The sequence below is a fragment of the Nostoc sp. DedSLP04 genome (assembly GCF_034530775.1).
Lineage (GTDB): Bacteria > Cyanobacteriota > Cyanobacteriia > Cyanobacteriales > Nostocaceae > Nostoc.
This window is the reverse complement of the sequence record NZ_JAVRCL010000001.1, coordinates 241,212-254,553: the sequence shown is the minus strand read 5'-3', so window position 1 is coordinate 254,553 and position 13,342 is coordinate 241,212. Positions and strand designations below refer to the sequence as shown.

The 13,342-nt window shown below is 41.0% G+C and carries 6 protein-coding genes; 1 reads left to right on the top strand and 5 read right to left on the bottom strand.

Annotated features, from left to right (window positions below):
* Window positions 1-492 precede the first annotated feature (492 nt).
* Window positions 493-1,485 (top strand): metal ABC transporter solute-binding protein, Zn/Mn family, encoded by a 993-nt coding sequence (locus RMX89_RS00805; protein ID WP_322683115.1) that lies wholly within the window; start codon window positions 493-495, stop codon window positions 1,483-1,485.
* A 162-nt stretch (window positions 1,486-1,647) separates the two neighbouring features.
* Here the strand turns inward: RMX89_RS00805 and RMX89_RS00800 are convergent, their stop codons facing one another.
* The 5 genes from RMX89_RS00800 to RMX89_RS00780 form a co-directional block, all read right to left on the bottom strand.
* Entirely contained in the window at window positions 1,648-2,145 is a 498-nt protein-coding gene (locus RMX89_RS00800) for a DUF427 domain-containing protein (RefSeq protein ID WP_322687611.1), read from the bottom strand.
* A 109-nt stretch (window positions 2,146-2,254) separates the two neighbouring features.
* A complete protein-coding gene (locus RMX89_RS00795; RefSeq protein ID WP_322687585.1) occupies window positions 2,255-3,823 on the bottom strand; it encodes an HlyD family efflux transporter periplasmic adaptor subunit in 1,569 nt (522 codons plus the stop codon).
* Window positions 3,824-3,910: 87 nt separating this feature from the next.
* Window positions 3,911-6,922: a peptidase domain-containing ABC transporter gene (locus tag RMX89_RS00790; RefSeq protein WP_322687584.1), complete on the bottom strand. Its 3,012-nt coding sequence runs from the start codon at window positions 6,920-6,922 to the stop codon at window positions 3,911-3,913.
* A gap of 809 nt (window positions 6,923-7,731) precedes the next feature.
* Window positions 7,732-10,197: a putative Ig domain-containing protein gene (locus RMX89_RS00785; RefSeq protein WP_322687583.1), complete on the bottom strand. Its 2,466-nt coding sequence runs from the start codon at window positions 10,195-10,197 to the stop codon at window positions 7,732-7,734.
* Window positions 10,198-10,734: 537 nt separating this feature from the next.
* Window positions 10,735-13,173 carry a beta-propeller fold lactonase family protein gene (locus tag RMX89_RS00780; RefSeq protein ID WP_322687582.1) on the bottom strand — a complete coding sequence of 813 codons (2,439 nt, stop codon included), beginning with the start codon at window positions 13,171-13,173 and terminating at the stop codon, window positions 10,735-10,737.
* Between the last annotated feature and the right edge of the window lie 169 nt (window positions 13,174-13,342).

The window sequence follows — 13,342 nt, the reverse complement described above, 5'->3', positions numbered from 1 at the left end:
ACAACTCGGTTTGCGAAATCAACCCGTATGCTCCATAAGCCCCATCATTACTACTTCCCACTCCTTAACCTGATAATCCTAGTCAATTTGCGAGCTTTGTGGGATGTAAGCACAATGGTATAGACCCTTCAACAGATGGTGAGAGAACTACACTACACTCCTTGGAGACTCCCCAGCATTGCCTTTATTATTGTGCTCCTACCTTTACCTGTTTTCCAGTCTGTCGTGTGCAGTTAACTAATATTTTGCCTGTAAAAACCTCACTAGTAGATCATCGCCAACCAAAAATTGCTGGGTGTGGACTTGGGAAACAGATAAGTGATAAAGGAGAAAGTCTATTAATTCCTCTTCCCTTAACCTTTACCCCTTTCTTTGCCGAAGGCTTTCCCCTCAGCCCTTAATCTCTTCCCCGCTGAAGACTTTCCTTTGGTATTTTACTAATACTTTACCAATAATGATTATCTTTTTTTATACATCCAGTAGGAGTTGAGGATGTCAAAAAAATCACCATTGAATAATTTCTTCCCAACTATTCTTGCTGCTTTGACAATTGGATTTGTTGGGTGTGGAAATCAAGCTGTAAGAACTACATTCACTCAGACTAACACCCAGATAAATGAGAATCTTCCCCAAGTTGTAGCGACTACAAGCGTACTGTGTGACTTAACCAGGCAGGTTGCTGGAAATACAGTTAACCTCACCTGCTTAATTTCCCCTTCTACCAACCCCCAATTTTATAAACCAAAACCGGAAGATCGTAAAGCCATTGAACAAGCTAATCTTATTCTTTATAATGGTTACAATTTGGAACCAAATCTGATCGAGTTAATTAAAGCGACTAAAAACCCTACACCAAAAATAGCCGTCGCTCAACTGGCAGTACCTAAGCCACAAAAATTTCAGGTAGATGGTAAGAATGTAACCGATCCTCATGTTTGGCACAATACCAAAAATGCTATCAGAATGGTGGAGGTAATTAATAGTAATTTGAGAAAATTACAATCTAGTGATGCAGAGGCTTATAGCAGTAATACTAAAAAAATTACCAATGAACTTACTCAACTAGATAGCTGGATTAAGTCAAGAATTGCCAGTATTCCTACCAAAGAACGTAAGTTGGTTACAACCTCTGATGCACTGAGTTATTACGCCAAAGCATACCGTATTTCATTGACAGGAGGATTGCAAAGTATTAGTACTAAAGAAAAGCTGACAACCGAACGAGTCAATAAGTTAGCTACAAACATCAAACGGGCTAAAGTATCAACAATTTTTGCTGAAGTGGAAATTAATCCTAATTTGATTCAATCTGTAGCCACAGAAGCTGAAGTGAACATTTCTGACAGAAAGCTGTACGCTGAGGGACTTGGTGAACCAGGAAGCGACGCGGACACTTATCAGAAAATGATGATTGCCAATACACGCACAATTGTGGAAGGATTAGGAGGCACGTATTTGATGTTTGAAAGAAAAGCTTCTAGGTAGCCAGAACATCAATTTAGTAATCCGAAAAACTCAGTTTATTAGTAGTAAGTTGGGTTGAACTGCCGTTCAACCCAACCTACATTGATAGATTTTATTATTTAAAATTTAAAATCGTTAGACTGAACCTTACGACAAGTCCAAAATCTAAAATCCAAAATTGACTCACCATCCCCAAGTACCAGGAGCGCCTTTAAATGGCCCAACAATATCACTGGTTATCCAACCGCCATAGAAGTTACCTGGTTGTGGTTGAACCTCTTCGTCATTAACGTAGCATTTATCCATTAAATGAGCATAAAAAGCTACATAGTCCTTGATAGATTCAAAGGCTGGTGTGGGTTTGGGGTAGAACCAAGCAGCATTATGGACTTGTTTATCACCAACTCGGATTGTGTAGTAACCAGCACTTCCTTTCCACTCACAAAAGCTAGATTGCGGAGTCATCTGTAGATATTCCATTTTGATATCCGCTGGGGGAATGTAGTAAGAAGGAGGATGACTGGTTTCTAAAACACGTTTGGCGCTGTGAGTATCTACAATTACTACTCCGTTAAAGATTATTTGGATATGTTTGGTTGTGTCCTCCAAAAGAGGAGGACGGGGATAATCCCAAACTGATTCTTGTCCGGGAGCGGGTTCGATGCGTTGAGAATTAACCATCATCAAGAGTATTGAGTGCTGAGAGAGGAAAAATTACTTAGTACATTAGTACTTAGTAAAGCAGCAACTCTCCTTGTGAAGTCACTGCGATTTTTTAACTTTACCCTCTTCATCGTACCTGTTTAAGAGCATCAACTTGCTTGGTAAACATTTCAGTGAATAAACTAAGCACAGTCCGTTCTTCGCGCACTTTTATATTGGCACTGATAGACATACCTGATTGCAAGTTAACTTTTTTATCCTTAATCACTAGGGATTGTTTGTCTAATGAGACTTTTGCCGGAAACCTGTAAAACTGATGGGTTTGGTCTGGCGGTAATGCGTCTGAAGCTATCTCAGTCACTTTTCCCTTAATATCGCCAAACTCGCTGTAAGGAAAGGAGTCAATTCTGACATCTACTTTCATACCTTTTCGCACAAATCCAATATCTTTGTTAGTGATAAAAACTTCAGCAATATAGTTTTCTTTGGGGACAATTTGCAACAGTTTTGTAGTTGGAGTTGCGACAAATCCGGGATTTTTTGCTTGCAAATCAAAAATTGTTCCAGCTACAGGTGCGCGGAGTTCTTGATATTTAACGTTTAACTGTGATTGAGATATTTTACTATTGACATCTGCCAAACGCTGCTCATTTTCCAGCACAACTTTCATGAATTGGCTATCGATTGTAGCAATCTGCTGTTTGTTCTGGGCTATCTTATCCAAAATGTTTTTATCAGAAACAGCCACCGTATTGCTTAACTCTTGTTGTCCTTTTTCTATATCAAACTGGAGGCGTTTTAGTTCTTCACCTAGTTGCGCTACTTCTGCCGTGCGGTTTTGAACTTCTTGTTGCTGATTGAGATACTGAAGTTGAGAAATTCCACCTTCTTCTGCTAATATCTTCAGCTTATTTAAAATCCCCTCTTGAATGGCTAAACTTGATTTACTATCTTCTAGCTTAATTTGATTTTGAATCAGTTGTTTTTTTGTCTTTTCTACTTCTAATCGCGCTGCGGAAGACCGAGAGTCTAATTCTTGTTTGGCAACTCGTAGAAGTTGTTGTTCATCAATCCCTACTCTAGAATCTTGACCAGAATTTTTTAATTGAGTGCGGAATAATTCATTTTCTGCTACTAATGCTGCCCGACTTTTCAACAGAAAAGCAGTTTCTTGTGGCAAGTTACTGCGCAAATATAACATTTCCGAGCCATTGGCAGTACTTGCATTCATCAATCGCCGATAAATTTGATTTTCTTTCATTAATGCAAGGCGAATTTTATTCAAAGAATTTAATTCGGCAACAGAGGCTATGGAATCAAAAGTTAGCAGTAAATCACCTGGCTTCACTTCTTGTCCATCTTTTACATTAACTGTTTTCACCACTCCACTCACAGGAGCTTGAACTTCTTTGACTGTTCCTTGGGGTTTTAATTGCCCGGTTGCTGGCACTACTTGCTCAATTTTTGCAAAATAAGTCCAACCAATACCAAAGCAGGCTAGCCCCACTAGTGTAATCATGATTGTACGCGACCAAATGGGAGATTGGCGCAAGACAATAGATTGCTCAAATTCCAGATTGTTTAAGCTAGTTAAAGACTCTTGAGCAGCTTTTTGTTGTTTTGTCAGTATCTGTGAATCGTGCTTCACTCCATTTTTGTGATTGCCGTTGAGGTGATTCCCATTAAGTTGAGTCATAACGATTTTGGGTTTTGGATTTTGAATTTTTTGTGGGTTGGGCAATGTTTCCCGATGCCAAAAACCTTTGCCCTCAAGAATGACTAATTACAAGTTTACATCTTGTTGCTGATACAGGTAATAATAATGACCCTTAGTAGCCATTAATTCTTGATGGCTACCTTGTTCTATAACTCTGCTATTATCCATCACAACAATCATATCTGCATTACTGACAGTATTCAGTCGGTGGGTAATAAAAAATACTGTATCGCCCTTGAATGCTTTGGCTAAGTTGAGACATATTTGCCGTTCTGTGGGATAATCTAATGCACTAGTTGCCTCATCTAAAACTAATAATTTTGGTCGTTGTAAAACTGAACGAGCGATCGCAATTCTTTGTCGTTGTCCACCTGAAAGTGCAGAACCCCGTTCTCCCACCCGCGTGTTGTAACCGTTTGGTAAGTTCATGATAAACTCGTGGGCGCACGCAACCTGAGCCGCTTCGATAATTTCTTCGGTTGTGGCATCGGGATTGGTTAGGGCAATATTTTCTTGAACGCTGCCGTCAAACAATAATGTTTCTTGGGGAACTACGCCAATTTGTCGTCGCAACGAATAAAGTTCCACTTTGGCGATATCATAACCATCAATCAAAATTCTGCCGGACTCCGTTTCGTAAAGTCTCAGCAGTAATTTCATCATCGTACTTTTACCAGACCCACTTTGCCCGACAATGCCGATAAATTTACCTGGCTCAAATTCGAGGTTGACATTAGAAAGTTGCAGAGGGCCGCTTGTGCCAAAACGGAAGGAAACATTTTCATATTTCACTGCTCCCTTAATCGTAGGTAAGGGTATATTGTAGCGGTCTGTTTCTCCTTCTTGTGGGGTATCGACAATATCGCTCAAACGCTCTAGAGACAAGGCAGTTTCTTGGAAGCTTTGCCAGAGTTGAGCTAAACGTAATATTGGGCTGGTGACGTAACCCGATATAATCCTAAAGGCAATTAATTCGCCTAAAGTTAATTCTTGTTGCAGTACTAAATAAGCTCCTACCCACAAAACTAGTAAGCTGCTGAGTTTGTTGAGAAAGTTGCTGGTAGAGTTAGCGAGGGTAGAAGTCACAACTGTTTTAAAACCAGCAGCGACAAATCGGGCGTAACGTTCTTGCCAGGAAAAGCGCGATCGCAATTCGATATTTTGCGCTTTTACTGTTTGAATTCCTGACATCACCTCTACTAAATAAGATTGAGTTTCGGCGTTGCGTTCGGCTTTACCACGTAACTGTCTGCTAATGGTGGGAGAAGCAACTAAAGTGATAATCACAAATATTGGAATTGTGCTTAAGCCTACTAAGGTGAGTTGCCAACTGTAAATCAGCATTACACCGATATAGACCAGCGAAAACAAAGCATCTAATCCGACTGTTAAAGCAGTACCAGTCAAGAATTGGCGGATATTTTCTAGTTCGTTAATGCGAGTGGAAAGTTCGCCCACCGGTCGGCGTTCAAAGTAGCGCAGTGGTAAACGTAGTAAGTGGTCAATAATTTGTGACCCTAAACCCATATCGATCCGGTTAGTGGTATCGACAAATAAGTAGGTTCGTAAGGTAGTCAATACTGCTTCAAATAGCCCGACTACTAATAGCAAAACCCCCAAAATATGTAGTGTACCAATACTATTTTGAGTGATAACTTTGTCGATAATTAACTGAACGACTAAAGGATTTGCCAACGCTGCCAACTGCACGAAAAAGGAAGCGATAAAGACCTCTATTAGGACTCGACGGTGCTTTGACAAGTAGGGCAGAAACCACCGTAAACTAAAACGTTCTTGGGGTGTTTGGTTCGTCGCAGTCAGCAGTAATACCCGAACTTTGGGCGGAAAGTCAGTTGGATCGACATCTAATTGTTCAATCAATTGAGCGGGTTTGCAGCGCACAATTCCTTTGGATGGAACACCCACAACCACGGTATTGGCATTTACTTCATATAAAACGGCAAAATTATCACCGTAGCGAATCAGCGCAGGTGTCGGAATGCGCGTGACTGAAGCGACTGGTAACTCTATCAACTGCGCCTTCAGTCCAATTAACTCTGCCAGGTAAGCAGTAACTTGAAACGATATAGTCCCTTGACGTTTGATTTGCTCAGTTAAGATGCGGCGAACCACCTCGCGACGAAACGGCATTTCTAGGTGCTTCGCGATCATTTGGAAGCAGGCGAAGGCTGAATTTAGTTCTCCTTTACCGCCAAAAAATGGGTATTTTTGTTTTGACGCGTTCTTTGAGTTTTGGGGGGCTGGTTGTGGAACTATTTCATCTGATGCGTAGGGAATAATATCTAGGTCGTCAGCGCTATCTCTATCTACTCTAGTTTCAGTTATTGCAAGTTCTATCTCATGACTATCTTCTAAGATCAAATCTGACGGATGTATACCAAGCAACCGTGCGGGGTTTTGACCGATGACCTGAATTTTGTCTCTGTCATCGTCTGGTTCTAGGCGATCGCTAGGTGAGAAATTCGTGACTGTACCACCGCCACTCACAAACCAAACGCTTTTGCTATCCAGTTGGTTAAATGGAGTTTTTCCTGAAGGTAGATAATGTACTTTCGCTTGGGGTAAGGCTTTTTCTGCCAATTCTCTGAAATTTAAAGTGGCGATCGCTTGCTTTTGCCAATAGGAAGCGAGAATATCGAAAACTTCTACCAAATAAATGCGGTTCTTCCGAGCTTCGGCAAAAGCTGGGTATGAAGCTAGGAAGCTAAAATATGCCGATGCACTCAAGGTTAAACATACTACTTCGGTAGAAGCGATCGCTGTTTCACAGGCGACATCGCGTAACAAACCAATTTCACCGATAATTTCCCCCGGTTGTAGTAATTTTAGGGTGATTGGCAATTGCGTCTGGGGATCGTATCCCAACAGCCGCACTTGTCCCTCATAAATGATGGTGATGTTTTCCGGGAGACTTTCTTTACCGATGATTTTCTGGCCTATGCGATAGCGCCAGGCTTGCAGTTGTTCTGATAAATTAGCGATCGCTCCATCTGGCAATTTCTCAAACCCTTCTAGGGTGGTGAGAAATTCGGGAAAAGTGTTCTTAATATAAGTCATATAAAACAAGTTAAAGTGAGGAATTAAGTCGAAAATATTAGGGAGTATCTCTTTTACTAACAGTGGCAGTGTTTGGTTTTATGCCAGCGCTGACAAGACTTCTGTGGAATTCAGGTGTTTAAATGTGTAAAAGCACAGAGGGCAAGTTCGTCTAATTGCAGACCTGTATTTATATCACACGGGGACGATTGTTATGCGTTTTTCAAAATAAAGCATACTATAAATAGATCGAGGACAAGTTATCACTTGGTTAACGCTACATAATTTATACAAATAAAATCAATCTTTATTGCAACTATGCAAGATGGATACTTATCATCAAATCAAAATACATAAACGTGGTTGTTAAATTTAGCGCTGTATATTTCACTTTATGATAGTCAACATGAAAATATCACAGATGCTTTTCTAAGTAAATACCCTAATTAAGAATTATGTAATAAAAAAAACTTTAAATTTCTGAATTATTTTTTACAAATTCTCGAATACAGGGATTGACAATATCATTTATGGCGAAAAAACAGGAGTTTTCCTTGTTAAACATCACCTATACCTAATTATGAAATAATTCTCCATCACTTTTTTGCTAGCTTAATTTAATAAAAATTAACTTGAAAAGTAAAGCGGAAGATTTTTTCACCCTAGAGGAATCAACTATTAAATTTATGAAGGAAAGACAATAACTGCCTTCAGTAAATTTACTAGTTTAATTAATAGTGAGTCCATTTAATCACCATGCATAAAACAACCTTATCCCGGTTGCGGCATGAGGTTGTTTTATTTTTCTAAGTAATTACTCGCCTTCAATACTAGGCAAGATTGGCACTCAAATTGACCTGCACAATCACATCGTTGTAATCTTTGTCACCACCATTTGGTAAATCCTCAAAACCAAAGGTGTTATTTCCCAATAGTCGAATGTGATCTACCCGATCTGAATTAGCACCTAAAAATGTGAAGTAAACATTCTTATTGCTATTGCCATTGAGAATCGCATCGGGTCTGCCATCCACAATAATAAATGGTGCAAACAAAGAATTCGGATCAAAAGTGCCAGTGTAATTTGCACTGCCTTGGTTGCCTACCGTCAAGTCAATGCCTGCAACACGCCCACGCACAGCAGCTTCGGCGTAGCCAGCCTGGCCAACGAGAATATCTGCCGTGCCATCGCCATTGGTGTCAATACCACCATTTTCATCAGCCACCTGATAGAAGCCGACAAAGTTATTGTAAGATGCCTCTCTGTTGACTTGAAACTCAGCTGTTACCGATTGTGTCACACTCCGTAAATCAATCAGTTCGCCTTGATATTCGCCTTGCAGATCAGTACCTAAAGATACCTCTTGATTGGTTGGCTGAATATCCACTACCAAATTCTGAAAATTAAGAGAAAATCCTTGAGCTTCTATGTTGTTATTTGTACCTGAGGAAAAAAGCACACTTGAGAAGAGGGTTTTTCCAGACAGTACAGCTTGAGTAGTACTGTTGGATACCAGATAAAATCTGAGCTTGGTATCAGAGTCGAATTCTAAAATGTTATTCAGGTCGGCGGGATTAAAACCATTAGGCAAATTGGCAAGAGTGGAGAAAACCACCTTTGAACGCAAAAGAGCCGCTTGTGTATAGCCTTCTGCACCAGGGGCTATGCCGTTAATCCTACCTTCTTCATCGTCAACAGTAAATACATTTAGTTCATTCACCTCTTTAGAGGTGTTGTTTTTAATCTTGACTGAGAGTTTTGCTTTATCATCTTTAATGTTCAGCTTAGTCTTGACACTAAAGATATCGCCTGTAATTGTCACTAGAGGAGTATTGTCAGCAACCGTAAGTTGAAACACATCACTGGCTTCCTCTCCAGCAATATCCTTAGCTGTGACTTTGATATTCAAACTACCTACGTCCTCATTCTCAGGAGTACCACTGAAGGTAAAGGTAGTAGGATTGAAGTTCAACCAAGTGGGTAGTAGCTCATCATTTTCCAGGGTTGCAGTGTAGGTGAGGATGTCTCCAGCATCCACATCGCTAAAGGTGTCATTTGGGACGGTAAAGTTAAAGAGTGTGTCTTCAGTGACTTGCTGATCTGCAATTTCTTTTACTAAGACTGGAGGATCGTTGACATTATTAATCGTGATTTTAAACACATCACTGGCTTGCTCTCCTGCAAAATCTTGAGCGGTAACTTTGATGTTTATACTACCTACATCTTCATTTTCAGGAGTGCCACTGAAAGTCCTGGTAGCAGCATCGAACTTCAACCCTGTCGGCAAAGGCGTATCGTCGGGCAGAGTTGCAGTGTAGGTAAGGGTATCTCCGACATTTGGGTCAGTGAAAGTGTCATCTGGTACAGTGAAGGTGAAGAGAATACCTTGAGTGGCTTGTTGGTCTACGATCGCCTTGGACAAGACTGGAGGAGTATCAACAGTGAGTTTAAACACATCACTGGCTGTTTCTCCACCAACATCCTTAGCGGTAACTTTGATGTTTAGACTACCTACGTCCCCATTATCGGGAGTACCACTGAAAGTCTTGGTAGCAGCATCGAACTTCAACCCTGTCGGCAAAGGCGTATCGTTGTCCAGAGTTGCAGTGTAGGTAAGGCTATCTCCGACATCTGGATCGGTGAAAATGTCATCTGGTACAGCGAAGCTGAAGAGAATACCTGGGGTGGCTTTTTGGTCTGCGATCGCCTTGGACAAGAGTGGAGCAGTTAGTACTGAAGCGTAAACTGCCATTACTTCTGGCTGAAATGCCAGAGTTGGAACAATTGTCCCCGTAGAAACTTCCAGTTCCCAGTCACCACCTAATGCAGTACTCCCCGTTAAGTTATCAGACGCCGCTACTACTGCACCTGTCAATTCACTCAGACGTTGTACAAATGCCTTACCTTGCTCTGTTTGCCCGACTTCGCAACCATACAACAGCAGTTGTGCATCTGCACTCAAAACATTTGCCCAGTCCATGAGTTGCCGAGCATAATGGTTAAGGGTTTGGTAGCTGAGTTGACTGTTCCCCAGATAAACTTGCCCTGGTGCACCGTGAGAAACAATGTGTAGGCTGTTGATTTCCCGATGAGTTCCCAGCACTTGGCTAATTTGTTCAATGCCATTCTGGTCAGGGTCTAAGACTACAACAGAGGTGTTCGGCAATACACCTGCTACCAGACTTTGGTAGTTCTCAACCTGTGAGTCGATGAAAACTAAGTGAGTAGCAGGTATTGGCTCATACAAGTCTTGAGTTGGCTCTTTTGCGATCGCCATCGAGATGGTGTCTGACATAATTACTCTTATTAATTAATAGTTTTTTCGTTGCAGCCGTTGTGTGCTATATCCTGGAAATCACGTAGAAGCAGGATTTTTTTGGCATAGCCAAGGAGTCAATTATTAAACTGATATAAGAATCATATTTGATATCTGAACAAGATTTTAGATAAAATCCTGATAAAATCGGCTTTTCAGTCTCAGGATGTTTTCAACAACTAAATTGGAATCCTAATATAAATATAAAAAGCTAATGGTAAACTTCAGTAAATATACTGCCTAAACTTTCGGCTCGATATTACCATATCATCAATAATAATAAATGGCGCAAACAGAAAATCAGCTTTGAAAGTCCCGGTGTAATTAACTGTCTTTTGGTTATTCACCGTCAAAAAATGCCTGTAACACGCTGATGCACAGGTTTAGGAGCAAAGGTTTTATTGGCGATCGCATTTATACATATATGAGTCCATGTAATCGCTATACAGAAAAGAACCTCACCCCGCAACCGGGATGAGGTTGTATTATTTTTCTAAGTAATTACTCGCCTTCGCTCTAGGCAAGATTGACACTCAAATTGAGCTGCACAATCATATCGTTGTAATCTTTATCACCACCATTGGCTAAATCTTCAAAACCAAAGGTGTTATTTCCCAACAGTCGAATGTGATCTAGCTTATCTGAGTTAGCACCCAAAAATGAGAAGTAAATCTTTGGATCGTTATTGGCATTATTATCGAGAAACTTATCCGCTTTACCATTGATAATAATAAAAGGTGCAAATAGCGAATCAGTTCCGAAAGTGCTGGTAGATGTTGCCGAACCTTGATTGCTTACCGTCAAGTCAACGCCTGTAACACGTTTACGCACAGCGGCTTCGGCATAACCTGCTTGTCCAACGAGAATATCTGCTTTACCATCGCTATTGGTGTCAATGCCACCATTCTCATCAGCCACCTGATAAAAACCGACAAAGTTATTCAATGCAGCTTCTCTATAAACCTTAAAGTCAGCCTTTACCGATTGTCCTACACCCCGTAAATCAATCAGTTCGCCTTCCTTTTTGCCTTGCAAATTTGTACCCAAAGATATTTCTTGATTTGTTGCCTGAACCGTTACAGCGAAATCTTGGAAGTTGAGAGAAAACCCTTCCTCTTGTGTGTTGGTATTTGTGGCTGAGGAAAAAACGACACTTGAAAAAGAGGCTTTTCCAGACAGTACAGCCTGAGTAGTACTGTTGGATACGCTATAGAATCGGAGTTTGGTATCAGAGTCAAATTCTAAGACGTTATTCACATCGTCATGCTTGAAACCCTTGGGCATATTAGCAAGGGAGAAGAAAATCACCTTGGAGCGTAAAAGAGCAGCTTTTGTATAGCCTTCTGCACCAGGAGCTATGCCATCAATCTTACCTTCATCATCATCAACATTAAATACACACAGTTCATTCACCTGTTTAAAAGTGCTGGTTTTAATTTTGATGGAGATTTTTGCTTTATTGCCTTTAGTCTTCAGCTTAGTCTTGACACTAAAGATATCGCCTGTAATTAATGTGAATAGAGTAGTAGGAGTATTTTTATCGGCAACTCCAAGTGTAAATATATCACTAGCTTCCTCTCCAGCAATATCTTTAGCAGTGACTTTGATGTTTAGATTACCTACATCCTTTTTTGTCGGAGTCCCACTGAAGGTAAGGGTAGCAGGATCGAACTTTAACCAAGTAGGCAGTAGGTCATCATTTTCTAGAGTTGCAGTGTAAGTCAGGGTATCTTCAACATCTGCATCGCTAAAGGTGTCAACTGGAAAGGTGAAATTGAAGACACTATCTTCGGTGGTTTCTTGGTCAAGAATTTCATTTGCCACCTCTGGCGCATCATTGAAAGGCGTACTAAACAGCGCCACCGCCGAGTCATCATATCCAGCAGTATAAAGGTATTTGCCATCGGAACTGAGAGTTACAGAAGCCGCACCACCAAGTCCATCGACACCATCTGTATCATCTTTTTGAACTTCAACAAAACTTAGTTTGCCTGTGGTTGTATTCCGTTCAAACACAGCTACAGCCGAGTCATCATATCCAGCAGCATAGAGGTATTTTCCATCGGGGCTGACTGTGACAGAATAGATACCACCAAGCCCATCGACACTACTGATACCATCTTTTTGAACTTCCACAAAACTCAGTTTGCCTGTGGTTGTATCCCGCTCAAACACAGCTACAGCAGAGTCATCATATCCAGCAGCATAGAGGTATTTTCCATCGGGGCTGACTGTGAGAGATTTAGCACCAGCAAGTCCATCGACGCCATTTGTATCATCTTTTTGAACTTCTACAAAACTCAGCGCGCCTGTGGTTGTATCTCGCTCAAACACAGCTACAGCCGAGTCATCATATCCAGCAGCATAGAGGAATTTTCCATCGGGGCTGACTGTGAGGGATTCAGCACCACCAAGTCCATCGACACCATTTGTATCATCTTGTTGAACTTCTACAAAACTTAGTGCGCCTGTGGTTGTATCCCGCTCAAACACAGCTACAGCCGAGTCATCATATCCAGCAGCATAGAGGAATTTTCCATCGGGACTGACGGTGAGGGATTCAGCACCAGCAAGTCCATCGACACCATTTGTATTATCTTGTTGAACTTCTACAAAACTTAGTGCGCCTGTGGTTGTATCTCGCTCAAACACAGCTACAGCCGAGTCATCATATCCAGCAGCATAGAGGAATTTTCCATCGGGGCTGACGGTGAGGGATTTAGCACCACCAAGCCCATCAACACCATTTGTATTATCTTTTTGAACTTCCACAAAACTTAGTTTGCCTGTGGTTGTATCCCGCTCAAATACCGCTACAGCCGAGCCACTATATCCAGATGCATAGAGGAATTTTCCATCGGGGCTGACGGTGAGGGATTTAGCACCACCAAGCCCATCGACACCATTTGTATTATCTTTTTGAACTTCTACAAAATTCAAGATTTTCTGCGTCATATTTCCCTTGAGATTGCAAAATAGTTTGTAAAAGTAATATTCTTTTCTAGTAAAAGAGAAGAATGTACTATATAGCTTATTGTCTGATTTTTATTCGAGCGTCAGTAGATATACTAAGTATTTTCCAGATTATGACTGATGTCAGGGCTTGAGTGGCGATTGAATTTAT

Coding starts and splice junctions, on each gene's coding strand:
- RMX89_RS00805 (WP_322683115.1), top strand. CDS start 493: ATGTCAAAAAAATCACCATTGAATAATTTCTTCCCAACTATTCTTGCT.
- RMX89_RS00800 (WP_322687611.1), bottom strand. CDS start 2,145: ATGGTTAATTCTCAACGCATCGAACCCGCTCCCGGACAAGAATCAGTT.
- RMX89_RS00795 (WP_322687585.1), bottom strand. CDS start 3,823: ATGACTCAACTTAATGGGAATCACCTCAACGGCAATCACAAAAATGGA.
- RMX89_RS00790 (WP_322687584.1), bottom strand. CDS start 6,922: ATGACTTATATTAAGAACACTTTTCCCGAATTTCTCACCACCCTAGAA.
- RMX89_RS00785 (WP_322687583.1), bottom strand. CDS start 10,197: ATGTCAGACACCATCTCGATGGCGATCGCAAAAGAGCCAACTCAAGAC.
- RMX89_RS00780 (WP_322687582.1), bottom strand. CDS start 13,173: ATGACGCAGAAAATCTTGAATTTTGTAGAAGTTCAAAAAGATAATACA.